The organism is Prosthecobacter sp. (genome assembly GCF_044378005.1).
Lineage (GTDB): Bacteria > Verrucomicrobiota > Verrucomicrobiia > Verrucomicrobiales > Verrucomicrobiaceae > Prosthecobacter.
This window is the reverse complement of sequence record NZ_JBILYB010000001.1, coordinates 117,626-143,562: the sequence shown is the minus strand read 5'-3', so window position 1 is coordinate 143,562 and position 25,937 is coordinate 117,626. Positions and strand designations below refer to the sequence as shown.

General features: G+C 59.6%; 25 protein-coding genes. 8 read left to right on the top strand and 17 right to left on the bottom strand.

The genetic code is table 11. The features are described 5' to 3' along the window. The first annotated feature begins 116 nt into the window (after positions 1-116). A complete protein-coding gene (locus tag AC6FTP_RS00605; protein WP_497204954.1) occupies positions 117-1,058 on the top strand; it encodes a MerR family transcriptional regulator in 942 nt (313 codons plus the stop codon). Positions 1,059-1,068: 10 nt separating this feature from the next. Here the strand turns inward: AC6FTP_RS00605 and AC6FTP_RS00600 are convergent, their stop codons facing one another. From AC6FTP_RS00600 to AC6FTP_RS00585, 4 genes are read right to left on the bottom strand one after another with little or no spacing between them, the layout of a single operon-like run. Next, entirely contained in the window at positions 1,069-1,716 is a 648-nt protein-coding gene (locus tag AC6FTP_RS00600) for a response regulator transcription factor (protein ID WP_497204963.1), read from the bottom strand. A gap of 14 nt (positions 1,717-1,730) precedes the next feature. Continuing rightward, entirely contained in the window at positions 1,731-3,245 is a 1,515-nt protein-coding gene (locus AC6FTP_RS00595; protein WP_497204953.1) for a PAS domain-containing sensor histidine kinase, read from the bottom strand. Between the two features lie 18 nt (positions 3,246-3,263). Beyond that, entirely contained in the window at positions 3,264-4,172 is a 909-nt protein-coding gene (locus AC6FTP_RS00590) for a universal stress protein (protein WP_497204952.1), read from the bottom strand. Next, entirely contained in the window at positions 4,169-6,529 is a 2,361-nt protein-coding gene (locus AC6FTP_RS00585; protein ID WP_497204951.1) for a heavy metal translocating P-type ATPase metal-binding domain-containing protein, read from the bottom strand. The genes AC6FTP_RS00590 and AC6FTP_RS00585 overlap by 4 nt, the downstream gene beginning before the upstream one ends. A 97-nt stretch (positions 6,530-6,626) precedes the next feature. Here AC6FTP_RS00585 and AC6FTP_RS00580 point away from each other — a divergent pair, with 97 nt between their 5' ends. Then, positions 6,627-7,220: a Uma2 family endonuclease gene (locus AC6FTP_RS00580; RefSeq protein WP_497204949.1), complete on the top strand. Its 594-nt coding sequence runs from the start codon at positions 6,627-6,629 to the stop codon at positions 7,218-7,220. Here the strand turns inward: AC6FTP_RS00580 and AC6FTP_RS00575 are convergent, their stop codons facing one another. The 7 genes from AC6FTP_RS00575 to AC6FTP_RS00545 all read right to left on the bottom strand — a co-directional run bounded on the left by AC6FTP_RS00575 (position 7,221) and on the right by AC6FTP_RS00545 (position 12,990). Next, positions 7,221-7,913, bottom strand: a complete 693-nt coding sequence (locus AC6FTP_RS00575; RefSeq protein WP_497204948.1) for a sulfite exporter TauE/SafE family protein — start codon at positions 7,911-7,913, stop codon at positions 7,221-7,223. Continuing rightward, positions 7,910-8,077, bottom strand: a complete 168-nt coding sequence (locus AC6FTP_RS00570; protein ID WP_497204947.1) for a hypothetical protein — start codon at positions 8,075-8,077, stop codon at positions 7,910-7,912. The genes AC6FTP_RS00575 and AC6FTP_RS00570 overlap by 4 nt, the downstream gene beginning before the upstream one ends. Then, positions 8,052-9,479, bottom strand: coding sequence for a cytochrome c oxidase accessory protein CcoG (gene ccoG / locus AC6FTP_RS00565; RefSeq protein ID WP_497204946.1), 1,428 nt, complete (start codon positions 9,477-9,479; stop codon positions 8,052-8,054). The genes AC6FTP_RS00570 and ccoG overlap by 26 nt, the downstream gene beginning before the upstream one ends. Before the next feature lie 159 nt (positions 9,480-9,638). Then, positions 9,639-10,253 carry a cbb3-type cytochrome c oxidase N-terminal domain-containing protein gene (locus AC6FTP_RS00560; RefSeq protein ID WP_497204945.1) on the bottom strand — a complete coding sequence of 205 codons (615 nt, stop codon included), beginning with the start codon at positions 10,251-10,253 and terminating at the stop codon, positions 9,639-9,641. Between the two features lie 6 nt (positions 10,254-10,259). Continuing rightward, positions 10,260-10,412 (bottom strand): hypothetical protein, encoded by a 153-nt coding sequence (locus AC6FTP_RS00555; protein WP_497204944.1) that lies wholly within the window; start codon positions 10,410-10,412, stop codon positions 10,260-10,262. An 18-nt stretch (positions 10,413-10,430) separates the two neighbouring features. Then, complete coding sequence (ccoN, locus tag AC6FTP_RS00550) at positions 10,431-12,815, bottom strand: cytochrome-c oxidase, cbb3-type subunit I (RefSeq protein WP_497204943.1); 2,385 nt, start codon at positions 12,813-12,815, stop codon at positions 10,431-10,433. Continuing rightward, positions 12,808-12,990, bottom strand: a complete 183-nt coding sequence (locus AC6FTP_RS00545; protein WP_497204942.1) for a hypothetical protein — start codon at positions 12,988-12,990, stop codon at positions 12,808-12,810. The genes ccoN and AC6FTP_RS00545 overlap by 8 nt, the downstream gene beginning before the upstream one ends. 119 nt (positions 12,991-13,109) lie before the next feature. Here AC6FTP_RS00545 and AC6FTP_RS00540 point away from each other — a divergent pair, with 119 nt between their 5' ends. The 3 genes from AC6FTP_RS00540 (at position 13,110) to AC6FTP_RS00530 (ending at position 16,281) form a co-directional block, all read left to right on the top strand. Further along, positions 13,110-13,574, top strand: coding sequence for a L,D-transpeptidase family protein (locus AC6FTP_RS00540; RefSeq protein WP_497204941.1), 465 nt, complete (start codon positions 13,110-13,112; stop codon positions 13,572-13,574). A 39-nt stretch (positions 13,575-13,613) separates the two neighbouring features. Next, entirely contained in the window at positions 13,614-14,933 is a 1,320-nt protein-coding gene (locus AC6FTP_RS00535; protein ID WP_497204940.1) for a c-type cytochrome domain-containing protein, read from the top strand. Positions 14,934-15,000: 67 nt separating this feature from the next. Further along, on the top strand, positions 15,001-16,281 hold the full coding sequence (locus AC6FTP_RS00530; RefSeq protein ID WP_497204939.1) for a dihydroorotase: 1,281 nt from the start codon (positions 15,001-15,003) through the stop codon (positions 16,279-16,281). Positions 16,282-16,391: 110 nt separating this feature from the next. On the opposite strand, the gene AC6FTP_RS00525 is transcribed toward AC6FTP_RS00530, so the two are convergent. The 4 genes from AC6FTP_RS00525 to AC6FTP_RS00510 form a co-directional block, all read right to left on the bottom strand. Continuing rightward, positions 16,392-17,636 (bottom strand): argininosuccinate synthase, encoded by a 1,245-nt coding sequence (locus AC6FTP_RS00525; RefSeq protein ID WP_497204938.1) that lies wholly within the window; start codon positions 17,634-17,636, stop codon positions 16,392-16,394. A 90-nt stretch (positions 17,637-17,726) separates the two neighbouring features. Beyond that, complete coding sequence (locus AC6FTP_RS00520; RefSeq protein WP_497204937.1) at positions 17,727-18,515, bottom strand: succinate dehydrogenase/fumarate reductase iron-sulfur subunit; 789 nt, start codon at positions 18,513-18,515, stop codon at positions 17,727-17,729. Positions 18,516-18,550: 35 nt separating this feature from the next. Next, a complete protein-coding gene (locus AC6FTP_RS00515; protein WP_497204936.1) occupies positions 18,551-20,464 on the bottom strand; it encodes a fumarate reductase/succinate dehydrogenase flavoprotein subunit in 1,914 nt (637 codons plus the stop codon). A 39-nt stretch (positions 20,465-20,503) separates the two neighbouring features. After that, positions 20,504-21,214: a succinate dehydrogenase cytochrome b subunit gene (locus AC6FTP_RS00510; RefSeq protein WP_497204935.1), complete on the bottom strand. Its 711-nt coding sequence runs from the start codon at positions 21,212-21,214 to the stop codon at positions 20,504-20,506. A 211-nt stretch (positions 21,215-21,425) separates the two neighbouring features. On the opposite strand from AC6FTP_RS00510, the gene AC6FTP_RS00505 reads away from it, so the two are divergent. Further along, complete coding sequence (locus tag AC6FTP_RS00505; protein ID WP_497204934.1) at positions 21,426-22,013, top strand: sulfocyanin-like copper-binding protein; 588 nt, start codon at positions 21,426-21,428, stop codon at positions 22,011-22,013. A 52-nt stretch (positions 22,014-22,065) separates the two neighbouring features. On the opposite strand, the gene polX is transcribed toward AC6FTP_RS00505, so the two are convergent. After that, a complete protein-coding gene (polX, locus tag AC6FTP_RS00500) occupies positions 22,066-23,829 on the bottom strand; it encodes a DNA polymerase/3'-5' exonuclease PolX (protein ID WP_497204933.1) in 1,764 nt (587 codons plus the stop codon). A 77-nt stretch (positions 23,830-23,906) separates the two neighbouring features. Between polX and AC6FTP_RS00495 the strand changes: the two genes are divergently transcribed. Both AC6FTP_RS00495 and AC6FTP_RS00490 read left to right on the top strand, forming a co-directional pair. Beyond that, a complete protein-coding gene (locus AC6FTP_RS00495) occupies positions 23,907-24,467 on the top strand; it encodes a DUF1990 domain-containing protein (RefSeq protein ID WP_497204932.1) in 561 nt (186 codons plus the stop codon). After that, positions 24,464-25,396 (top strand): YndJ family transporter, encoded by a 933-nt coding sequence (locus AC6FTP_RS00490; RefSeq protein ID WP_497204931.1) that lies wholly within the window; start codon positions 24,464-24,466, stop codon positions 25,394-25,396. The genes AC6FTP_RS00495 and AC6FTP_RS00490 overlap by 4 nt, the downstream gene beginning before the upstream one ends. A gap of 72 nt (positions 25,397-25,468) precedes the next feature. Here AC6FTP_RS00490 and AC6FTP_RS00485 read toward each other — a convergent pair whose 3' ends face one another. Beyond that, positions 25,469-25,879: a ComEA family DNA-binding protein gene (locus AC6FTP_RS00485; RefSeq protein WP_497204930.1), complete on the bottom strand. Its 411-nt coding sequence runs from the start codon at positions 25,877-25,879 to the stop codon at positions 25,469-25,471. Between the last annotated feature and the right edge of the window lie 58 nt (positions 25,880-25,937).

The following is a 25,937-nucleotide window of genomic DNA, read 5'->3' as shown; positions in this document are numbered from 1 at the left end:
CAGTGTATCCGCCTCCGGCATGAAGGCGTAGAAAGATTGTGCTTGCCTGAAAATGCGACTTCGGGCAAGCCCCTTCGTTGCTCATCATCTTCTTTTCCACGATTCCGACTCCCGCCATGCCTCTCCCGATTCAGATGGCCAGCCAGCTCAGTGGTCTCAGTTCCCATGTCATCCGCATCTGGGAACGACGCTACAACGCGCTCAGCCCCAGCCGCACCTGCACCAACAGGCGCATGTATTGTGAGGAGGCCATCGAGCGCTTGAAGCTCCTGCGCGAGCTCACGGAAAACGGTCATCGCATCAGCCGTGTCGCCAGCCTTTGCACAGCAGACCTGCGCACGCTCGTCGATCAGCAACTCGCCCGCAGCGGGCCGCCAGTCGCTGCTGTCACTTTCAGCGTCGATGCCACCCCCGCGCTGGAAACACCGGAGGACTTCATCAAGCTCTGCATTGAGGCCAGCAAAGTCTATGACAGCGACCGTCTCCGCCGCCTGCTTCAGCGCGCACGTCAGCAGTTCGGTCAGCGTGGCATGTTGCACCATGTCATCTGCCCACTCATCATGCACATCGGCAATGAATGGCAGGCTGGTAATCTGCGCCCTGCTCATGAGCATGTAGCTACCTCGGTGATTCGTGAGATGCTCATGACACCGGTTCCCGGCAGTCAGGTCGCTCCGAGCGCACCAGAGATTATCATCACCACACCAGCCGGTGAAATGCACGAACTCGGAGCCATGCTCGCCGCCGCCTCCGCGCGTGATCTCGGCTGGAAGATCACTTATCTCGGACCAAACCTGCCCATCGAAGAGATCGCCGCCTGCGCGAAGGCGCGCAAAGCACGAGCCGTGGCGCTGAGCGTCGTTTATCCTGAAAAATGTCCCATCATCAAAGACAAGCTCATCCGCATCCGCCAGCTCCTGCCTGAGTCAGTCGCCTTGATCGTCGGAGGCCGTGCCTCGCGTGGCTACCAAGAGCATCTCACCGATCTGCCAATCCATTGGGTGCATTCCCTCGGTGAGCTGGATCAGGTGCTACTGAAAGTGGCGGTGCAAGCTTGAGCCTGCCACGTCAGGCACGCTGGTTCTCCGACCACTGGACGGCGTAACGGACAAGGGCGGCACCGTCAGTGATAGCGAGCTTTTCTTTGATGTGGGCGCGGTGAGCTTCGACAGTACGCACACTGATGCCCAGTTTCTCAGCGATGAGCTTCGTGGGGGTTCCTGCACCGATCATGCCGAGCACTTCAAGTTCGCGATCCGTGAGCGTTTCGATGCCTGCCGGGCCACCACGGCTGCGGGCGTTGCTGATCTGCTCGATCATGCGGGCAGATATGGCTTCGCTGATAAAAATTCCACCTGACAGGATCTTCCTCACGGCGGTGACGAGGTGGTCGGCGGCGACTTCCTTCATAATGTAACCACGAGCACCGGCACGCAGGGCGCGCTCAGCGTAGAGTGACTCATCATGCATGGAGAGCACGAGACAACGCAGGCCGGGATGCTGTGCCTGGATGTCTTTCAGCAGCTCCAAACCGTGCTTGTCAGGAAGAGTGAGGTCGAGAATGACGAGGTCTGGCGACACCTTCGGGATGGCCTCGATGCCCTCGCGCGCAGAGCCTGCTTCACCACAGATTTCGAGGCCTTCTTCCATGCGCAGGAGCTGGGCGAGCCCGTGGCGCATGATGGGATGATCGTCGATAAGCAGAATCCGGTTCACAATGATAGGGCGCACTAGGCGGCAGCTATCGGTAGGGTGCAGCGGACAATAGTGCCACCAAAATCATCCGGCCCCGCCGTGAGATGTCCGCCGATCATCCGTGCCCGGTGGCTCATGGTCAACAAGCCCATGCCGGTGCTTTTGCCGGAGACATTGTCAGGGATGCCGACGCCATTGTCCCGGATGATGAGGTGGATGTTGCTCTCGTCCTGAGAGAGGCTGAGCTCGATCCGCTCAGCATGGCTATGCTTGATGGCATTGGCGACTGCTTCCTGAGCGATGCGGAAGAGTTGTGTGGCCATTTTGTTGTCGGGAACCTCGACAGGCCGCTCACAACGGAAGGGACAACTGACGCGAAAGATGCGCTCCGTCGCCTGGGCGAGTTCACCCAACGCGGCCATGAGTCCGGCGGCATCCAGCGTCACGGGCATGAGGCCGCGTGACATCTCACGGGCGCGCGTGTTTGCCTGGGAAACAAGCCGCACGATCTCCTCCAAACTGGACGCCTGGGCCACGCCACAACGCATGATCTGCTGATGCGCGACTTTGGCGAGACAACCGATGGCGGCGAGCTGCTGGCAGAGGTCGTCATGAATATCCTGGCCGATGCGGTGCTGCTCTTCTTCGCTGATGTGAAGGATCTTCTCCTCAAGCTGCTTTCGATCACTCAGGTCACGAATGATGCCGGTGAAAATACGCCTTCCATCCGGCAGACGTGCCTCACCCACGGAGAGGTCGATGGGGAAGATACTGCCGTCTTTGCGCTGGGCCACGGCCTCACGCCCGATGCCGATGATTTTCTTCACACCCGTGGTCAGGTAGTTCTGCACGAAGCCGTCATGCTTGGCTCGGTAAGGCTCTGGCATGAGCATGCGGATGTTTTTACCGATCATCTCCTCCCGAGTGTAACCGAAGAGTCGCTCCGTGGAGGTGTTCACTGTTTCGATGAGCCGATCCTCACTCATGGTGATGATCGCATTCACCGCTGTTTCCACGATGGCTCGGCTTTTTTTCTCCGAGGAACGCAACGCCTCACGCATGGCAATCAGGTCCGTCAGATCACGTCCGACGCAGAGAATGCCGGTCGCCTTCCCTTCCGCATCCTTGATGTCTGAGTGCATCCACTCGATGTGACGGAGGCTGCCATCCTTGGTGATCAGCGGCTTCAGATGGCTTTCAGACCGGTCCTTCCCGACCCGGCCACGGCAATACTTGCTGGCTTCATCCTGATGCTCTGGTGGCACAAGAGAGGCTACCCAGTCACGCCCTTTCAGTTCTTCGAAAGTGTAGCCCGTGAGCTGCTCCAACCCGCGGCTCAACCATTGCACCCGCCCTTCGGTATCCACTCCGAGCACAAGCATCCCCGGATGATCGACGAGGCTTTCAAAGAGGGCGGGATCAGAGACGGGACACATGCTGCGGGAGGAGTGCTGACCCTGGAAAGTCGGACGTTCGCTGTCAACCACGCTAGTCCCGCCGCTCCCGATGGGCGGAAGGTCATCAATGGCGCGCTGAAGGGGCTCACTCATCGGGCGCGACTGCGTGAATCAATCCTTGTCTGTCGGCAGGATCTCCGGCTTCACCGCGAGGATGGAGCAAGGAGCATGGGAGACGATGTTCTCCGCTGTGGTGCCAATGAGCATCTCACGAAGGCCTGTCTTCCCACGAGTATTGAGAACGACCAAGCTGGCTCCGGTATCCGCGACATGACCGATGATGGCTTCGCGAATATTCAGCCGCTCGATCAGCACAGGCGTGATGGTCATGCTTGGTGCCTCTTTTTGCAGAGGTTCGACTGCTTTTGCCAGTGCCTCACGCCACACGTCAGCTTCATGCGGATCGGGCATGTAAGGGATGGGCGCTCCGAGGCCGCCTGCGTCCATCGTGAGAGCCAGAGCCGACTGATAGACATGCACGCAGTCCAAAGCGGCGGCATCAATTTTTGCGATCTCAAAGGCTCGACGCATGGCGCGGGATGAGTGCTCGGAGAAGTCTGTGCAGGTGACGATGCGTTTGTTGGCACCACGGGCATCTTCACGGACGAGAAGGACATCGACGGGAGCCTTGCGCACGCATTTGGCGGCGATCACTCCGACTCGTCCGGGCTGCTCACGTGAACCCTTCGTGCCCATGACCAGCAGATCCGCATGATGTCGCTCGCAGGCGGCAACGAGGCCATTGAAGGGATGTCCGGCGGTGACTTCCACATCCACATGAGCGGTGCCCAGATCGCTCTCATCCACAAACTTGCGCAGACGCTCACGCCATTCGGCGATGACATCAAAGACATCTTCCGAGAGTGCCTTTTTGAGTTCATGCACAAGGAACTCGTCCATGATATGGACGGCGGTGATCTTTGCCCCAAGGGCCGGGGCAAGACGCACGGACTCGCGCAAGGCGGCACGACTGGAAGGCGTGAAATCAATGGCGGTGATGATATGGGAATAAATTTTCATGCTGGTTCGATGCTAGCGCACGGGATGCCCGGAGGCACGCTTTGCTTTGCGGAGTTCTGAACGGTCTTTGCGCTGCTGCGGAAGATCAGAGCCACGAGTGAGAGTGTGCAGACGGAACTCAGGGGCATCAAAATCGCCGCCAGAAGTGGACTGAGATGGCCCATCAGTCCCATGATGGCAGTGACGATGTTGTAGGTCACGGAGAAGGCAAAAACGGATCTCACGGCGAGCCGATGAGTGGCCGCAATGTCGAGCAGGCTGCTCATGAATCTCATGCTATGGCCGAGGAAATAGAAGTCAGCCTTGTGCTCCAGGAAGCTACGTCCCGTCACCGGACTGCCTGCACAGGAAGCGGCATCAAAGGCGAGGCTGTCATTGGCACCATCGCCAATGTAGAGCGTGCCCTGCGGATCATGCGAGGTGATCCAGGCGGCCTTGTCATCGGGCGTGAGGCTGTGATGCCACTGATCACGCATCAAGCCTAGCTGCGCAGCGATGTCGGCCACCTTGGGCTCGCGGTCACCGCTGAGGATGCTCACCCGCAAACCACGAGCTGCGAGCGCGCGAACTTCATCACCCGATTCACCACGCAGCGCATCGTGGAAACGGAAGGCGGCGACTTCGCAGTCATCGCAAGTGAAGATGGCGTCCGCAGATTGGTCTTTCGGGCGGGAAATAGCCCAGGTGGAGCCCTGATGCTCAAAGCGCAGGCCGTGCCCGGCTTCCTCGATGACTTCCACATCGAGCAGACGATCTGGCGTGCCGCCGAGGGCATCAAACAAGCTCCGGCTGACAGGATGCAGGTTGCCACTGGTCAGGTGCCGCAAAGCCTGACGCGAGGTGTCATCGAGAGCGGTCAGTGACTCGGGGTTCACGAGGACGGGATTCTCCAGCGTCAGTGTGCCGGTTTTATCAAAGACGACCTGACGCAGTCGGGTGAGCTTTTTCCACAAGCCGAGCGTGCGCACGAAAACTCCGTGGCCCTCCGCGTGACTCGCGGCGATGTCATCCGCCAGCGGAGCCGCCACGCCAAGCGCGCAGGGACAAGAGACGACAAAGACGGAGATCATGACCTGCAAAGCGCGCGTCCACTCGCCCGTGTGCTGCCACCACCAGATGCCACCGATGACACCCGCGAGCACGACGACGATGAGATAGCCGCGCAGGAGTTTTTCGAGACGAAGATCACGATTGTCACCACCACGGCGGGCTTCGAGCAGCTTGTGCAAAGTCGAGTCGATCCATGATTCGAGGGCGACTGCATTCAGCGCTCGCGTGCCTGCATTCAAAGCACCGGAAGGCAAAAGCTGGCCGCTGCTGCGCGCACAGGCATCACTTTCACCATTGATCCATTCGAGGCTGATGCTGGCATGCGGATCTTCGAGTTTCGCGGCGACCGGGATGGCCTGTCCGGGCTTCACGACGAAGGACTCACCCGCTTTCAGAGACGCCAGCGCCTCCGCATCAGGGATGGATGGATCACGCACAAGGCGACGACGATTCTTCGCCACAGCCATCTGCTGCACGAGGCGGCCGCCGAGCATCAGGAAGATGAACATCGCCACAAAGTCGAAGTATTTCAGCCCCTGCTCGCCACTGATCCAGCCGATGATGGACCCCGCATACGCCGCAAGGATGCCGAGCGTGATGGGTGTGTCGATATGCAGCACTCCGGCCCGCAGCGCATGCCAGGCCCGCTGGGCAAAGTAGCTGCCGCCAACAAACAACGCCAGCGTGGCCGAGGCCGCCGCCACGAGATCAAACCAGTGGGCGAAGGGGAAGTCGGCGGGCATACCGAAGTAGGCAGGCAGAGAGAAGGCCATCGCGTTCATCGCGAAGGCTCCGCAGACACCGGTGCGACGCTCCAGCGTGTTGTCAGCCGTCGTGCCAGCATCCGCACGCGGCACGCCGAGGAGATAACCGAAGCGCTGAAGCTCACGCGCAAACTCCACCGGCTGAAATTGACCCGGCTGCCAGGCCATGCGGAGTTCCCCACGAGTGATGTCCACATCGATGCTCGTGCCGCCGAGTTTGGAAAAGACACGCTCGATCAGCCAGATGCAGGCCATGCATGACAGCCCCTGCACCGAGACACTGAGTTCTGCCGCGACCGTTTCATCCTTGCGTGTAGCTTCCGCCGCGATGGTGGAGGCCTCCAGCCAGCCATAGTCCTGCTGTCGCATGGCCTGAGGGGAAACAGGTGGCAGATTCTGGGAACCTTTGAGATCATAAAACTGCCCCATCCCCTCCTGCCGCAGCATGTTAAAAACATACTGGCAACCCGCGCAGCAAAACCCATCACTTCGTGACGAGGGGACGGGGGTTCCGCAATGCTGACAGGTGCTGGGACTGGACATAACGCAGCTTTCCTACAGGCAGGATAGAGTGCTGCCCCTGACTTGGCATTGAGGAGGCGGGAATTGCCAAAAGCCGGGAGGCGGGTATTTTCACGCCATGTCAGCCGCAGCCCGCCATCATTTCGTCACGCCAGAGACTTACCTCGCCAGTGAGTTGAGATCGCCAATGAAGCATGAATACGTCGGCGGCTCGGTGTATGCGATGGCTGGGGCCAAAAACATCCACAACGTGATCGCAGGAAACATATTCGGCAGCTTTTTCGGAAGACTTCGCGGCAAGAAATGCCGGCCCTTCAACAGCGACACCAAGGTCCGCGTCCGCCTTCCCGATCATGAGAGATTCTACTACCCGGATGTCCAGGTCGTCTGCCAGCCAAACTCACTGGAGGAGTCGTTTCAGGATCAGCCAAACCTCATCGTGGAGGTGCTTTCCGAGTCCACCCGCCGCACCGATGAGGGAGAGAAACGTGATGCTTACCTGACGATTCCCTCTCTGGAAGCCTATCTGCTGGTGGACAGCTCGAACAAAGAAGTCGTCGTCTATCAGCGGGGAGATTTGGGCTTCAGTCAGAGCGTCTTCCTCGGTGATGAAGCAGTGATCCCCCTGCCCTGCCTCGGCTTTGATCTTTCGCTCACCGAGATTTACGAAGGCGTGCAATTACCAGCATTGGAAGTAATCTCGGAAGAGTAATCAGAGCCCGGCATGGCAGCAGCTCGGCACCACATCACTGCTAAAATCCAGCGTGCCACGCAATCTCCAAGCCAGAATGACTGCCGTGATCAAGGCGAGACTGCGCTGAACCTTTCGCATCGTCGCTGGCTGAAGACGACCGCCGAGCCAGTGGAGCTGGGTTTGTGCTAAAAAAAGCAGCGGCAGCGTGCCGAGCCCGAAGGAGAGAGCAAACTCGGCTCCATGAGCAGGGCTGCCATTGGCCATGGCGAGAGCAAACATCATGTAGAGCGGTCCGCAGGGCAGCAGCGGCGTGGCAAGGCCGAGCAGCGAAGCTCGCAGGCTGCCTTTGAGTTGAAATGCGGCAGCCTGAATCCGGCGCAAGCCACCGGAGAGAAATTTGGGCTTCGGGAGGTAGGCATCCAACCCCATGCCAACGATGGCAAAGGCGAGCACCAGCAGCCATGGCAGAACGATGCCAGCGCCATGTTGGAAGAAACTCAGCGGCATGGTGCCGATGGCCCCCGCAATGGCACCGACGATAGCATACGCGACCATGCGCCCGGCGTGATACAGCGCGGTGTTCCGCATGAAATCACCGCTCTTTGGCGAGATGGCCCAGGAGCAGGACAACGGCCCGCACATCCCCACGCAATGAACGCTGGTGACGATGCCTGCCATGAAGGCGGCGGCGCTGGTATCGATCTGCATCATGAATGGAGTTGCTGGAGCGGGACGACTTCGGGTTGATTGTTCAGCGCGATGTAGAACAGCACCGACCAGGCGCTGATCAGCACCACAAAGGCGAAGACAACCCACAGCCATGGGCGGCTGGCGAGAAAGCCTGGTGAACTATTGCTGGAGGAATTGTTTGGCATCGAGGTGGTCATTGGATTTGAAAAGGGCATCGGGTCCGGCGAACTCGAAGGGTTTCGTGGTATAGGTCTTGCCGTCCTTAGAGTCGGTGACGCTGATGCTGAGCTTGAAGGGCTGTTTAAAATTACCCTCGGGCATCGTGATCATGAGCGGCTTCAGTTCTTCACCTTGAGCGGGGATGGTCACAGGCGCATCGGCACCTGCGGCAACGAGCCCGGCAGGGAGTTCCCCTGTCATGGAGAGGCTGAAGGTGCGCGGCTCATTGCGCTTGTTGATCAGGCGGATGAGGAACTGATTCCGCAGCACGCCATTGCTCACATAATAGGGGGAGCCCTGCATCCGCAGCACGTTGGCGCGTAGCGGTTCGATGCGGCTGGAGGCAAAGGCAAAGGCGGCAATACCGAGGAAGAGCAAGTCGGTGTAAAAGATGATGCGCGGGCGGGCGAAGCGTGTCTTCCCACCATTCAGCGCGACGTAGGAGGCATAGCGCACGAGGCCCGGTTTGCGGTCGAGCTTGAGCATGATCGTGTCGCAGGCATCCACACAGGCGGCACAGCCGATGCACTCGAGTTGCAGGCCGTTGCGGATGTCGATGCCGGTCGGGCAGACCTGGACGCAGCGCTTGCAGTTCACGCAGTCACCCACACCAGAAGTGCCGGGCTTGCCGCGTGGTTCGCCACGCGTTTTGTCATAGCCGATGATGACGGTGTGGTCATCACTCAGCGCAGACTGCATTCGCCCATAAGGGCACATGATCACGCAGAACTGCTCACGGAACCAACTGAAGGCACCATACAAGCCAAGGGTTAAAGACAGCATGACACCAAAGGCCACCATGTGAGTTTCGGGGGAGTGCTTCATCATGTCGTAGAGACCCTCCAGCGAGACGAAGTAGCTGAGGAAGATGTGCGCAATGATCAGCGAGCTAAGGATGTAGAGCAGGTGCTTCACTCCACGGCGGGCGATCTTGCTCGCCGTCCATGGCGCGGCATCCAGCTTGCGGCGCTCGTTGGCATCACCATCGATCAGGCGCTCAATGCGGCGGTAAACGTGTTCGAGAAACACCGTGTAAGGGCAGGTCCACCCGCACCAGACACGCCCGAAAAGGGCCGTGACATAAAAGAGCGAGAAACCCAGCCCCGTGACGAGAAAGAAGCCCACCCACAGATCCTGCACAGCGAGCGTCAGCCCCATAAAGTGGAAGCGGCGGTTCAAGACATCCAGAAACACCGCCGGGAAGCCATTCACAGGAATCCAAGGCAGAGCGACGTAAACCAGCAGGATCAGCAGGGCCATCAGTCGTCGCGCACGCGTAAATTTCCCTGACACATCGGCTGGATGCAGCGTCCTTTTGCTGCCGTCTTCGTTGATGGAGCCGAGAGAGACGAGATTGGGGGTGTTCATTCTTCGACTTCAAGCTGGCGAGGTGACGAAGCTGCGCTCAGCACGCATTGCGGTAGCATAGACTGATCTTGTGCCAGCACCGAATCAGACTGCATGCCCACAAAAAAGGTGGCCAGGAGCTGCCTCCTGACCACCTCGTGAAATGAGCTTCGTTCGATGTTATTTGGCCGGAGCCGCAGGGGGAGCATCTGGCGACCGCGTGATGGGCTCACCTTCCTTGTGGTGACTGAGGACGAAGGCGACGACTTCACTGACACGCTTCATGCCGAGCACACCTTCCCAGGCAGCCATGCCTTTCGTGATGTCGGGGGAGCCCTTGCGAACGATCTTGAAGATCTCGGTGGGCTTGCCTCCAAATTTCCACTCCTGATCGTGCAGCGGCTGGCCGGGGAGTTTGACTCCGGCAAGGGTCGCGGTAAGATCAGGGCCGTGGCAGGTGACGCACATGCCTGGGGTCATGAAGGTGGCTTTGCCAGCCGCGACGGCAGCAGGATCACGGGACATCTCCCAGAGCTGTTTGTCGTCAATGGACTCCATCTGCTTGTCACGCGCGGCTTGCATCTCGGCGACGACTTTGTCCATAGCATCGGTATCACTGCTGCCGATGCCAAACTGGTAGTAGCAGAGCCAGTGGCCGATGAACCAGATGATGGTGATGTAGAGGGTGAAGAGCCACCAGTTGGGGAGTTTCTGGTCATACTCCTGGATGCCGTCATAGACGTGATCGCGGAGTTTTGGCTCGTCGGGGGAGTTTGGCTTGGGGGAGGAGTCCATGGCGTGTTAATCGAGTGGCAGGTTGGACATGTGCTCGGCTTTGTCTTTGCGCAGGAGCATGCCGCGCACGGTCATGATGCCGAAGATGAGCACGGTGGTGGCAAAGGACAGCAGGGGCACAATGACGTGCCAGTTTTCATAAATGATGCGCTTGTACATGGCGTGGGAAGCTCGGGGTTACTTGAGGATGGCTGCACTGCGGGCCTTGTCAGGAATGACCGGGCTAAGTGGGAAAGGAATCCCCTGCCCTTTGGCTTTGAGCGCATCTTCCACGGCTGGCTGCTCGAACTGGCCGAGCTTCTGCAAGTAGGCGATGATGGCCACGAGTTCACAATCGGGGCGGATCTGGATGTTCGATTTTTTGAGCTCCTCAGCGATCTTCACGCCCTGTTCGAGAGCCTTCATCTTGATCGCAGTGGCATCCATCGGAGGATAAGGCACACCCAACTGACGCAGGACGGCGATCTTCTTGGGTAGGGCCTTTTGGTCAAATGCCTTGTCCTTCAGATGTGCATACGGAGGCATGTTTGACTGAGGAGACATGGAGCGTGGGTCCATCATGTGCTCGTAGTGCCAGGAGTCGGGGCGCACACCACCTTCACGGGCAAGATCGGGACCCGTGCGCTTCGAACCCCACTGGAAGGGATGGTCGTAGATGCTCTCGCCAAGGCGGGAGTAGTCACCATAGCGCATCACGTCTGGTACCAGTGTGCGGATCATCTGTGAGTGGCAGTTGTAGCAGCCTTCACTGACGTAGATGTCACGGCCTGCGAGTTCGAGCGGCTCGTAAAGTTTCTGGATGCGGTCCTCAACATTCTTCGCGCTGTTCACAGTGACGGTCGGGATGATCTGGATCAGCCCCCCAATCACCACAGCCACGAAGGTGAGCACGGTGAAGGGCAGGTAGTTGTGGAGAAGCTTTTCATACCAGAAAGCCCAGGTCTTGCTTGTCTGCTGGAAGCGGCGCACGGCCATGAAGCCGAAGATGATGGCGCAGATCAGCGAGGTGATGTCTGCACCTGGTGGCAGGAAGATCCAGCCAAAGACAAGGAGCAAGCCACCAATGGTGTAGGTAAGCGGGTCATTGATGAAGGTCTCCTTCATACCCATGGTATCGACAGTGCCACGCTGCAGGACGGCGATCTCACGCACTTCGTTGGTTGGCTTGCCCGAGCGGATGGTTTTCCAAAGATTGATGCACATCACGATCCAGCCGACGAGGAACATGGCACCGCCGATAACACGCAGGCCCATGAGAGGACGGATGGCTTGCAGGGTATCGAGGAAGGTGTTCTTCAAAGCCAAGCCATCAGGCGTGACCTGATTCAGCATGAGGCCCTGCATGATGCCGCTGATCCACATGGCGACGACGTAGAGCAGGATGCCGAAGGTGCCGATCCAGAAGTGGAAGTTGGCTAGGCTGACGGAATACAGTTTCGTGTTCCAGAGACGGGGAGCCAGCCAGTAGAAGAGACCAGCAGCCATGAAGCCATTCCAGCCGAGGGCACCGCTGTGGACGTGACCGATGGTCCAGTCCGAGTAGTGGGAGAGTGAATTGACAGCGCGAATCGAAAGGAGCGGCCCTTCAAAGGTGGACATGCCGTAGAAGGTCACTGCGGCGATGAAGAACTTAATCACCGGATCAGTGCGGAGCTTGTCCCAGGCACCACGGAGCGTGAGCAGACCATTAAGCATCCCGCCCCAGCTTGGAGCCCAGAGCATGAGACTGAAGAACATGCCAAGCATTTGCAGCCACTTTGGCAGTGCGGTGTTCAGCAGATGATGCGGACCTGCCCAGATGTAGAGGAAGACCAGCGACCAGAAGTGAACGATGGAGAGGCGATAGGAATAGACCGGACGTTCCGCCGCTTTCGGCAGGAAGTAGTACATGATGCCAAGGATGGGCGTCGTGAGGAAGAAGGCGACGGCGTTGTGGCCATACCACCACTGGACGAGACCATCCTGCACGCCAGCGAAGATGCCGTAACTATGTGTCCAGCTCGTGGGGATGGAGAGATGGTTGACGATGTAGAGCATCGCCACCGTGATGATGGTCGAGATGTAGAACCAAAGAGCCACGTAGAGGCTGGGCTCATTACGCTTGTGCAGCGTGAGGAAGAAATTGACGGCAAACACCACCCAGATCAGCGCCACAGCGACATTGATCGGCCAGATGAGTTCGGCGTATTCCTTACCGCGAGAGAGCCCGAGCGGCAGCGTGATGGCCGCCGCGACGATGATCGCCTGCCAGCCCCAGAAGTGAATGGCGGACAGCGTGTCATTGCCCATACGGCATTTGCAAAGCCGCTGCGTGGAGTAATAGACACCTGCGAACATCATGTTCCCCACGAAGGCGAAGATGGCGGCATTGGTGTGCAGCGGACGCAGTCGGCCAAAGGTCAGCCATTCGGCGAGATTGAGCTGGTGGAAGTTCAACTGACTGGCGATGAACACCCCAGCGAGCATGGCGACGACGCCGAAGATGATCGAGGCCAGCATGAACTGGCGGACGACTTTGTCGTTGAACTCGATGGGTACTTTAGTGGCGGATGTGCTAGTCATGGGAGTGGGAGGGAGTGTGATTGGCGACCGAGAGACGTCCGGCCTCGTCGAGGGGAAGAAGGGCCATCTGTTCGATGCTGCCGCGCCGCTTCTGCGTGCGCTCGGCTAGAAAGAGTGCCGCGAAGAGCACGGCGAACATGAGGCTGACAAAGATGGTGACTGCGAAGACTTCCATGGGTGACCGAAGCAAGCACCTGCGGCATTTTGACGCTCTCCGCGACTTGCTCATCACTAGACGGTTCTTGTGTCTGTTTTTGAGTTGAACACAAGATATGCACGGGCAGCATGAATCTCATGAGCCTCCACCAGCCCCGCATCGAAGTCAGTGTCGCCACCCAGAGCCTGCGTTTGTTTGATTGCATGCGCCAAGTGCGGGAATGGCCATGTAGCACTTCGAAGTTCGGACTCGGCAGCCAGGAGGGCAGCAACAAGACCCCGCTCGGCAGCTTCATCGTCAAAGAAAAGCACGGCGAGGGCGCGGAAAGCGGCACCATTTTCAAATCACGCCAGCCCGTGGGTCTATGGACTCCGGGGATGGATACGAAGTCAGACTTTGTCCTCACTCGCATCCTCTGGCTGCACGGCACGCAGCCGCACAACGCGAACACCTTCCAGCGCTACATCTACATCCACGGCACCAATGACGAAAAAGCCATCGGTCGCCCCGCCAGCCACGGCTGTGTGCGGATGCGGAACCGCGATGTCATCGAGCTTTTCGATCTCGTGCCTGTGGGAACGCCAGTGTGGATTGGCGAGTGAGACGCAAGGACTTGCAGGGTTTCGGACGTATTTGATTCCGTGCCGAATTCCCCCCGACTCCTGCTCGCCAGTCTCCTCCTCCCTGCTCTGCTCCATGCCGATCCCAAGCCCGCCATGCGTGTGCTGCGGGATCAATGTGTGGGCTGTCACAAACCTGGCAAAGCCAAGGGTGGACTGCTGCTGACCACGCATGAAAAGATGATGAAGGGCGGAGACAATGGCGTCCCCGTGAAACCTGGCAAAGCTGCCGAAAGTCTGCTCTACCAGCTCTGCCTGAAGAATGGCGATCCGCACATGCCGCCAAAGAAGGAACTCGCCGCGGCTGAGATCGCTGCTTTGAAAACATGGATCGATGGCGGCGCTCAGTGGGATGCCACGATCTTCGATGAAGCACCAAAGCCGAAGCCCGTGAAGCTCGCCGCGATGCCTGCGAGCTATCAGCCCGTGCTCGCGCTGGTGCTGTCACCGGATGAAAAGCGCCTCGCCATCGCGCGAGCAAACTCAGTGGTTCTCGTGGATCTATCGAAGCCGGAGCGCCCCGTGCTTGGGAAGCTCGATGGCCACACGGAACCCGTGAATTCTCTGGCCTGGAGCCGTGATGGTAAGTGGATCGTTTCAGGTGGCTTCCAGCAGCTCATCCTTTGGGATGCCACCACACTGAAGCAGGTGCGCCCATTCACGGATTCACTCGTTGGCAGCATCACCGCCGTCGCCTTTGATGCCGCAGGCACCTCAGTCTTTGCTGCCGATGGCGAGACGGGCGGCGCTGGCTTTATCCGCAAGTTTGAAACAGCCACAGGCATGCTGCTAACCACCTGGAAAGCCCATGAGGACAACGTTTTGTCTCTCCAGCTCTCCAACAAAGGCGACCGACTGCTCAGTGGCGGTGCCGATAAGATGGCGAAGCTTTGGGATGCCTCGAATCAAAAGCTGATCTCGTTCTTTGAAGGCCACACCAATCACGTCCTCTCCGCCGCCTTCAACCATGACGCCACCCAGATCGCCACGGCGAGCGCTGATCGTGAAGTGAAGGTCTGGGACGTCGCCAGCCGTGAACAGGACGCCACGCTCGGCGATAAAAAGGTCGCCTTCTCCGCGCTCGATTGGACGCCCGACGGGAAATCCTTGGTCGTGGTGACGGACAAAGGAGCAGGCAGTGTCCACACGGATCTAAAGAAGCACGACGGCACCCAGCGCAGCGAGGCCAGCAAGGAGCGCAAGATGTCGAGCATCGGCGAGCCACTGACGAGCGTGGTCATCACGGGCGATTCAAAGTGGGTCTTCGTGGGCACCTTTGATGGAAAAGTCCACGTTTGGGACGCCAGCAACGGCAAGGTGACTGGCGAAGTGAAGCTGTGAGGCATCGCGGGTGAAGCCTGCCCTTGCCCGAGGCGCTGGCTTCGCCATCATCGGGGCACTTTCCCGCATGAAACGCCTCTACCGCCAAGCCCAAATCGCGTCCGAAGACAGCTCTACCCTCCAGCTCGGAGATGTGCTCGTCGAAGGGGATAAGATCATCGGCGTGGCTCCTCAGATCACGGGCGTGACGGATTGCGAGATCATCGACTGCACGGGCCGCATCCTCATGCCAGCCATGTTTGACATCCACGTCCATGCACGGGAGCCCGGCCAGGAGGAGAAGGAAAACATCGCCACCTGTGCGGAAGCCGCGATCAATGGCGGCGTCACCGGCTTCGTCATGATGCCAAACACCTCTCCGGCCATCGACAACGCAGGTGTCGTGCGCACCGTTTTGGAAAGCGCCCGCCGTGCCCGCATCGGAGCCAGCATCTACACCACCGGAGCCATCACGAAGGGCCGCAAGGGCGAGGAACTCGCAGGCATCGCGGGAATGAAGTCCGCTGGCGCGGTCATGCTCACGGATGATGGCTTCCCCGTGGACAATCCCCAGGTGCTCCGCCGCGCCATGGAGTATGCGCGAGACTTCGATATTCCGCTGGCCAGCCACTGCGAGGTCAAGGAACTCTCCGGCAAAGGCTGCATGCATGAAGGAAAGATCAGTTACTCCCTCGGTCTGCCAGGCATTCCCAGCATCAGCGAGGAGATCAGCATCGCCCGCGATGTCCGCCTCGCTGAGTTCACAGGTGTACATTTAAACATCCAACACGTCAGCACAGAGCGAGGCATGGGCACGATCAAGCGCGCCAAAGATCGCGGCATCCGCGTCACCTGCGAGATCGCGCCGCATCATCTCCTCTTCAATCACGAGCACATCGGCAACTACGACACGCACTACAAGATGAACCCACCGCTGCGCACGCCTGAGGACAACGCCGCGCTGCTCCAAGGGCTCAAAGACGGTTGGTTTGATGTCATCGCCACCGACCACGCTCCGCACACGCCTTTCGAGAAGAATCAGGACTTCGCCAGCGCCCCCTTCGGCATCACCGGTCTCGAAACCGCGCTGCCCAGCCTTTACGATCACTTCATCAGCAAAGGCATCCTCGACTGGGGGCTCATCGTGAAACGCTACAGCGCCGAGCCACGACGTCTCATGAAGCTCGCGCCCGTGCCTATCAAAGAAGGCGGTGTGGCTGAATTCATCCTCTTCAATCCCGCTCGCACCACCACCTTCACCCGCGACTTCATGAAGTCGAAGAGCGTGAACACACCCTTCCTCGACAAGACGCTGCAAGGTTTGGTCGAACGCGTGATCTATCGTGGTGAGGAACTGCTGGTGAGATGAGCGAGTTGGAAACTCGCTGCACCAGTTTACGAGATGGAATCTCGTTCTACGAAAAACCGCCAGCCAGATGCAGGGCATCCGACTGGCGGTGGAGTTGATTCAGAGAGGGATCAGTTGCCCAGATTCTTGGTGCCGTTGACGCGTGAGTTCACGCGCAGGCGGAGGCCATTGAGACGGATGAAGCCGGTGGCATCGTCCTGGTTGTAGGCCTTCGTGGGGTCCGCTTCCATCGTGGCGATGTGCGGATTGTAGAGGCTGAACTGGGACTGGCGGCCAGCGGCGTGGATGCCCCCTTTGTAAAGCTTCACGCGGACAGTGCCGGAGACGTTCTTCTGGCTCTCGGTGACGAGTGCCTGGAGCGCGAGACGCTCGGGTGCATACCAGAAGCCGTTGTACACGAGCTTGGCATACTCAGGGACGAGGCTGTCACGCAGATGCATGACTTCGCGGTCCATGGTGAGGCTTTCGATCTGGCGATGAGCGAAGTGGAGGATGGCTCCGCCGGGAGTTTCATAGACGCCGCGGCTCTTCATGCCGACGAAGCGGTTCTCCACCATGTCAACGCGACCGACGCCGTGTTTACCACCGAGTTTGTTCAGCGCCTTCATGACCTGGAGAGGGTTCATGGGCTTGCTGTTCACGGCGACGCAGTTGCCTTTGTCGAAGTCGAGCACGACGTATTCGGCCTTGTCCGGCGCGTCCTCGGGGAAGACGGAGAGGGTGTTGAAGTAGCCTTTGTACTTCGGATCGCTGGCGTCGAACCAGGGGTCTTCGAGAATGCCGGCCTCGTAGCTGATGTGCAGGAGGTTGCGGTCCATGGAGAATGGCTTCTTGGCGCTGGCGTGGATGGGGATGCCTTTGTCTTCGCAATACTTGATCATCTCCACGCGGCCGGGGAACTGCGTACGGAAGCGCTCGTCACGCCATGGGGCGATGATTTCCAGATCAGGGGCGAGAGCGGCGGTGGTGAGCTCGAAGCGGACCTGATCGTTACCTTTGCCGGTGGCTCCGTGGCCGATCGCGGTGGCACCTTCAGCCTTGGCGATCTCCACCATGCGTTTGGCGATCAGCGGACGTGCGATGCTGGTGCCGAGGAAATACTGACCTTCATAGATCGCGCCTGCCTGCATCATCGGGAAGATGAAGTCTTTGGCGAACTCCTCCTGGAGGTCATCGACATAGATCTTCGAAGCGCCGGTCTTCTTGGCCTTGGCGTTCAAACCCTTGAGTTCATCGTCCTGGCCGATGTTCGCGCAGAAGGCAATCACTTCAGCATCGTAGGTTTCTTTGATCCAGGAAAGGAGGACGGAGGTGTCGAGGCCGCCAGAGTAGGCGAGGACGATTTTCTTTTTCATAGGGTTTGGGAAGGGGCGCGAGAATAGACGATTCTGCCTCCTTGTCGAACAAAGAGGCAGTTGTCTTGAGGGTGACTCCCGAGGGGCGATTTACTCGCCGCCTTCGGCACGATCCTGCTGACCGACGAAGGCTTCCTTCATGGCAGCGACAGCATAGTCGCGGTTGAGCTTGGTGATCCAGCGGACGCTGATCTCTTTCGGGCATGCGGCCTCGCACTCGTATTGGTTGGTGCAGTTACCGAAGCCTTCTTTGTCCATTTGGCGGACCATGGCGAGCGTGCGTTTGTCCTTCTCGGGCTGGCCCTGGGGAAGTGAGTTGAGCTGACCGGCCTTCGCGGAGACGAAGAGCATGGCACTGGCGTTTTTGCAGGAGGCGACACAGGCACCGCAGCCGATGCAGGCGGCGGCGTCCATGGCGGCATCGGCCACTTCTTTGCCGATGAGGATGGAGTTGGCTTCAGGAGCGGAACCGGTGCGGACAGTGACGAAACCACCGGCCTGCTGGACGCGGTCAAAGGCACCGCGATCCACAATGAGATCCTTGATCACTGGAAAAGCCGTGGCGCGGAAGGGCTCGATCCAGATGGTGTCGCCCGTGCGGAACTTGCGCATGTGGAGCTGGCAGGTCGTGGTGGCTTTTTCAGGGCCGTGGGGCACGCCGTTGATCTGCATGGAGCACATGCCGCAGATGCCTTCGCGGCAGTCGTGGTCGAAGGCCACAGGCTCCATGCCTTTGGCAATGAGGCGCTCATTGACGATGTCCATCATCTCCAGGAAGGAGGCATGATCGGGGATCTCTGGAGCGTCGATGTCCTGGAAGTGGCCGGGCTGACCACGGTTCTGACGCCAGACTTTAAGTTGGAGGTTGAGGAGGGACATGAGGGAGATTGCGAAAGTCGTTCAGGTCAGAGGGATCACTTGTAGCTGCGCACGGCGAGGTGGACTTCCTCGAAGGTGAGGGGCTCTTTGTTCAGCGTGGGCTTGGCGAGGTCGCCGGAGTATTCCCAAGCGGCGGCGTAGGCGAAGTTTTCGTCGTCGCGCTTGGCTTCGCCATCGGGGTATTGATGCTCGGTGCGGAAGTGGCCGCCGCAGCTCTCTTCGCGGTGGAGGGCATCTTGGCAGAGCAGTTCGGCGAACTCCATGAAGTCGGCCACACGACCGGCTTTTTCGAGCTCGGGGTTCGCTGCGTCGCCGGAGCCGGGGACGATGACGTTGTTCCAGAACTCTTCACGGAGTTCGGGGATCTTGCGGAGGGCTTCTTCGAGGCCGGCTTTGTCGCGGGCCATGCCGCATTTGTCCCAGACGAGGAGGCCGAGCTCGCGGTGGAAGCTGTCCACGCTGCGTTTGCCCTTGTTGTTGAGGAAGCGGCTGGTGCGGGCCTTCGAGTCTTCGAGAGCTTTTTGGAACTCAGGATGGCTGGTGGTGACGCTGCCGGGCTTCTGAGTGACGAGATAAGGTGCGATGGTCGTGGGGATGACGAAGTAGCCATCAGCGAGGCCCTGCATCAGGGCGGAGGCACCGAGACGGTTCGCGCCGTGGTCGGAGAAGTTGGCTTCGCCGAGCACGTGCAGGCCTTGCAAGCTGCTCATGAGGTTGTAGTCCACCCAGAGGCCGCCCATCGTGTAATGCACGGCAGGGTAGATGCGCATCGGCTGCTTGTAGCCGCTCTCGCCGGTGATCTTTTCATACATGTCGAAAAGATTGCCGTAGCGCTCAGCGATGGTCTTTTGGCCGAACTGGCCGATGGCTTCCGCGAAGTCGAGATACACGCCACGTCCGCCAGGGCCGACGCCGAGACCTGCATCGCAGGCTTCCTTGGCGGCACGGGAGGAAATATCGCGAGGGGCGAGATTGCCAAAGCTTGGGTATTTACGCTCCAGGATGTAGTCGCGATCGGCTTCAGGGATTTGAGCGGCGGGTTTGCCGACATCAGCCTTATTCTTCGGCACCCAGATACGTCCGTCATTGCGAAGCGACTCGGACATGAGGGTCAGCTTGCTCTGATACTCGCCGCTGACGGGGATGCAGGTCGGGTGGATTTGCGTGTAGCAAGGGTTCGCGAAATACGCGCCTTTCTTGTGGGCACGCCATGTGGCGGTGACGTTGCAGCCCATCGCGTTTGTGGAGAGATAGAAGACGTTGCCGTAGCCGCCGGTGCAAAGCAGCACCGCGTCGCCAGCATGGGCTTCGATCTTACCGGTGACGAGGTCACGCGTGATGATGCCTTTGGCGTGGCCATCGACGACCACGACATCAAGCATTTCCGTGCGGGGATACATCTTCACGCCGCCGCGATTGATCTCTTTATTCAAAGCGGAATAAGCGCCGAGGAGGAGCTGCTGGCCGGTCTGACCGCGAGCATAAAAAGTGCGGCTGACCTGCGCTCCACCGAAGGAGCGGTTGGCGAGAGCACCGCCGTATTCGCGGGCAAAGGGCACGCCCTGGGCCACGCATTGGTCGATGATGTTCACGCTGACTTCAGCGAGACGATGCACGTTGGATTCACGGGCGCGGAAGTCGCCACCTTTGACGGTGTCGTAGAAGAGACGATGCACGCTGTCACCGTCGTTCTGGAAGTTCTTCGCGGCATTGATCCCGCCCTGGGCGGCGATGGAGTGGGCGCGGCGCGGGCTGTCCTGGAAGCAGAAGCACTTCACATTGTAACCCAGCTCCGAGAGCGTGGCGGCGGCAGCGGAACCGGCCAGACCACTGCCGACGACGAGCACGGTGTATTTGCGCTTGTTCTTCGGATTGATGAGCTTGGAGTCCTGCTTGTGCTTGGACCACTTCATGGCCATCGGGCCGGAGGGAATCTTGGAGTCAATCATTGGAAATTTCAAATTTCAGATTTCGAAGAATGAAGCGGATTAGCGACCGTAGCCGAAGAGCCAGATGGCGATGGGGATGGAGCAGTTGCCCACAAGGATCAGCGTGGCGTAGGCGTGACCGAAGAGTTTGAAGACCGGCGCGTTGCGATGCGTGGTGAGGCCGAGCGTCTGGAAGAGGCTGCTCACGCCGTGGCTCAGGTGGCTGTAGAGCAGGCCCATGGCGATGATGTAGAAGATGGAGGCTGGAGCCCAGGAGAAGCCGTCGATCACCATCTTATAGACATTGTGCACGGACTCACCGTGGAGATCGACCTTGTAGGCGGCGCTGTTATACTCGTTGCCGACGCGTGCAGTGAAATGCAGGAGGTGATACACCACAAAGGCCAGGATCGTCAGGCCGCTCCAGATCATCGTGTGGGAGGCCTTGCTGGAGACCTGCGCCTTGTGCTTGGCATAGCCGTCTTTACGGGCAGCGCGGTTCTGTTTCGTGAGATGCACGGTAGCGATGATATGGATGCCCACGGCTGCGAGCAATCCGATACGGGCAATCCACACGCCACCGCCGTGCAGCGCTGTTTGCAGCAGATGGCCGTATTCGTTGATGGCATCCTGTCCGGCAAAGATAAGCAGGTTGCCGATCATGTGCCCGAGCACAAAGACGACAAGGGCCGCGCCGGTGAGGGCGACGAGAAGTTTCTTGCCAATGGAGGAGGCATAGAAGCGGGAAAGGGAGTCAAAAACAGCGCTCATGGGTGACGGGGCGGGCACATTGGCAATACGACACCCCACCGCAAGCGGCACCTGCAATTTTCCGGCTTTTCTTGTCTAACTTTGGCCTTCGCCTGTGCCTTTCGTATCACTTTGCCGCACGTCGGGCGCTTTGTCGGATCACGCCGATGGAATGTCCGCGCTGGATTTCGCGTTGATGTCTGTAACCACGCCCTTCATTCTGTCGCCAACCATGCTCCGCACCTCCTTCCTCATCGCCGCCGCCACCTGCACCGTCGCCCTCGCCCAGACTCCTGCTCCACCTCCGGGGCATGATCACAGCATCGAGATCCCCGGTTTGAAAAAGGAACTCTTCGCCGGCATCACCGCCGAAGATCTGCTCCGCCCCGGCACCGAACCTGGCAGCGTGAAGGTCACCCTCGTCGCCACCTTCAATGCCGCGAACTATGGCATGAACTTCAATGGCTACTCCCATGGCAAGGCCGTGCTGACCATCCCTGTCGGCACCAAGGTGAACGTCACCTTCATCAATCCAAGCCCCGTGCCACACAGCGCGATCGTCATCGACAAAGCAGACACGAAGAAGCTGCAAATCCCCGAGCCCTGGTTCACAGGCGGCGCGAGCACGAAGCACCTCATGGGACAGAGCATGGGCAAGAGCGAGTTCAGCTTCACCGCCGATGAAGCGGGCGAATACGCCCTCGCCTGCGGATTCCCTTCCCACGCCGTCGCCGGTCACTGGGTGGCGTTAAACGTCAGCGCCGAGGCGAAAGTGCCCACGATCCAGTTCGGCGATCAGCCAGCGAAGGAAGTGAAGTAAAAAGGCAGACACCTCTGCTTCTTTTTGCAAGAGGCCGTGTGAGGCACGCCATTCAGTCCGGCTCGGCTCCCCCAGCCGGTTTCTTCCTCTCGATCACCTTCTCGATGTCTCCGAGCGGCAGGCAGTTGATCACATCCTTCCGAGTGAGCCATCCTTTGCGGGCCGCACGCACGCCGAAAAGCACATCCTGAAGACCCCGCGTGCTGTGCGCATCGGGATTGATGCTGCACTTCACGCCCTTCTCCACCGCCAGCCGCCACCAGCGCCAGTCCATGTCCAGTCGCCACGCACTGGCATTCAGCTCGATGATCGTCCCCGTCGCTGCCGCAGCATCAATGATGGCCGGGATGTTCACCGCATACGCTGGGCGCTGCGCCAGCAGACGGCCCGTCACATGCCCCAGCATGGTCACATGCGGATTCTCGATTGCCCGGATGATCCGCGCCGTCATCTCCGCCTCGGGCAAATTGAAGACGTTGTGCACACTCGCCACGCAGTAGTCCAGCTCCGCCAGCAGCTCGTCGTCAAAGTCCAGCGAGCCATCCTTCAGGATGTCCACCTCACTCCCGGCGAAGATGCGGAAGTCGCCCGCATACTCCTCGTTCAGCTTGCGGATCTCCGCCATCTGCGCGCGCAGCCGCCGCTCATCCAGACCGTTCGCCACAAAGCTGCTCTTGCTGTGGTCCGCGATGCCCAGGTATTGCAGCCCCAGCTCCATCGCCGCCTCCGCCATCTCCCGCAGCGTCGCCTTGCCATCGCTCGCCGTCGTGTGGTTGTGAAAGACTCCGCGCAGGTTCTCCAGCTCGATGAGCTTTGGCAAACGCCCCTTCTCCGCAGCGTCGATCTCTCCCGAGTTCTCCCGCAGCTCGGGCTCGATGTAGTCCAGCCCCAGGAGCTGGTAGATCTCCTTCTCCTCATAGATCTCCGCCGCTTCCTCCGGCACGCTGCCGCCTTCATGCGCAGGTTTAAAGCCATACTCGTTCAGCGATAGACCGCGATCCAGCGCCCGCTGCCGCATCACCACATTGTGCTCCTTGCTGCCGGTGAAGTAATTCAGCGCAAAAGGATACTCCGCACTGCTCACCGCGCGCAGATCACACTGCACCCCGTTGCTCGTGTAGATGCTCGCCTTCGTCCCGCCCTGGGCGATCACCTTCTCCACCTGCGGCAGTTTCACAAAGTCGGCGATCACCTCCTCCGGGCGCTTCGTCGCCACCAGGAAATCCAGATCATGCACCACCTCCTTGCCGCGACGGAAACTCCCGCACACTTCCGCGCGTGATACCGAAGGATGCTCCCGCAGCGCCTCCAGAATCGCCTGCGCCAGCGGGTACACCTGATCCTGGCGGAACTCCGAAGCGTGCTGCTCCCGGAAGCTGATCGCCTCCAATATTTTCACCACCGTCTTGTCGCCGAAACCACTGATCTGGGCCGCCTCCCCGCTCTCACAGACCCGCCGCAGATCCGCCAGCGAACCCACGCCCAGCTTCGAATACAGCGCCGCGATCTTCTTCGGTCCAAGCCCCGAGATCTCAAACAACTCGAAGAGCCCCTCTGGGAACTCCGCCTTCAGCTTCTCGTAGAACTCCAGCCGGCCCGTCGTGGCCATCTCATGCAACTTGTCACGCAGCGCCTCCCCAAGGCCCTTGATGCCCGCCAGATCATTCTCACGCGCCATCTGCATGATGTCCCCAGCATGACTCTCCACGATCTCCGCCCCCATCTTATAGGCGCGCGTTTTGAAAGGATTCTCCCCCTTCAATTCCATCAGGAGGGCGATTCGTTCGAAGATCTCGGCAGCAACTTCTCGGGTCATGCGCCGAGATTGTCGAGCCCATGCGCCAGCGCCAGTGTGGTTTTGCACCCGACAGGAGAATCCAAGAAGTCCCCCACATGATCTGCCACACCCCACCCAGCCGCGAACGTCTCGGCCAACTCCTGAAATCATGGCATGACACGCCGCTGAGCTACTCGCATCGCGACGGGGTGGAGTCGCCTCCGGAACGGGGATTCATCGTGGATGAGCACCGCGTCTCCCTGGGGCGCGGCACGGAGACGTTTTCGACCGCCTGCCATGCGCTGGATGGCTGGCGGATGTTTCCCGCATGGGCTGAGGTGCGGCGGCTTCGTGATCAAAACCAGACACAGGGAGACATCGTGGCCATGCAGGTGCGGATCTGCGGGCTGTGGTGGCTGAATCCCTGCCGCGTGCTGCGTCGCTGTGACTCGGCCATCACGCATGGCTTTGTCTATGGCACGCTGCCAGAGCACGCGGAGTGCGGGGAGGAGATGTTTGCCATCGAGCAGCAGGCGGACGGCAGCGTCTGGTATGTGATCCGCGCTTTTTCCAGACCGCGACACTGGATGGCCTGGGCCGGCTTTCCGCTGGCCCGCTGGTGGCAGTGCCGGTTTGTCCGTGACTCCCAACAACGGATGATGAAGATCTGCTCATGACCCTGCGCACTGACTCACCTGCCGAACTCCGGCGCACCTTCCGCATCCTCGGGCATGTGGGCCTGTGGTTGCTGGCTTCCTTCATGTGGGGCCACGGTGGCTACGATCACCGGTGGGTCTATGTGTTGCTGACCTTTGCCGCCTTTTTCCTCATGCCTCTCGGAGATGAGCTGCTGGCAGCCAGAGGTGTGCTGCCTGAGCGGCAGGTCGCGCTTTTCATTGTCCTGCTCTTCCTGATCCTGGCTTTGATGCAGACTCCCAGCCTGAATGCCGCCTTGTATTCAACGCCCTGGCTGGTGATGCGCACGATCCTCGCCATGCAGGCGCTCTGGCGCTGGAACCGACATCGGTCGCCCGCCCCAGCTGACCTCTGCCTGCTCGCTGCTGCCACTTTCCCTGCCGTGGGTGCGGCATGGCTGGTGGCTTTTTGTGCAGGGTGGATGCCCTTCGGATTCGATGCGTTGATCGTTCTGCTCACGGCGGCGCACTTTCATCATGCCGGATTCACCCTGCCGCTGATCGCGGGACTGATCGCACGCGACAGGCCAAGCCAATGGACTTCGTGGTCGTGCATCGCAGTGCTGTCCGGGGTTCCGCTCGTGGCCACGGGCATCACCTGTACGCACTTTGGCTGGTTGCCCTGGGTGGAGCCGCTGGGAGTCACTCTGCTCGTGATTGGAGCCCTCGGCGTCGCCCTCAGCCAGATGCGACTTGGGTTGGAAAGCGCACCATCAAGCTGGCCACACACCGCTTTTCTCATCTCGGGCACGTCTCTCCTGATCGCTATGCTGCTCGCGCTCGGTTTCGGGCTTCGCTATCTCGTCCCCTCACTCGCTCTGCCCATGCCGCAGATGTGGGCCATCCACGGTTCCCTGAATGCCTTTGTGTTCGGGCTTTTCGGGCTGCTGGCTTGGCGCGCTAGGTCGTAGCTTCTGCTCTTCAAAGGTAAGGTTTGGAACGCTGCGAGACTTCCATGCGTCGTCTGAGCTTTCAAAACCACTTCACTCAGGCTTCTTCGTGGCTGATCCGGACTTTGCGGGTGTCCGCTTCCTGGCCGGGGCATGGGGCGCTTCCGCTTCTTCTTTTTTAGCTTCAGGGAAGCCAGCTTTGGCATGGGCGACGATCTCCACGAGTGTGGAGTCGCCAATGCCTTCGACTTTCACCAAATCGACGGGGTCGGTGAAGGGTCGGGCATTCTTGATCGCGGAGGTGCGCGTGGCTCCGATGCCAGGCAGAGACTGGAGGGCTGGATCATCGCCTTCGTTCAGGATAGTGAGCAGCCGGGTCCGCTCGACAGGCGTCAGCGTTTTGGCCGCCACCTGAGCTCTGCCGGAGGGTTTCGCCGTCTTTTCAGCAGTCATGGCTGGAGTGAACAGGCCGAGGATGATCAGCAGAATGAGGTGGTATTTCATGAGCGATGCGCTGGTTGGCGCGCTGAGCCTAGAAAACCCCATCAAACGTAGCGAGATC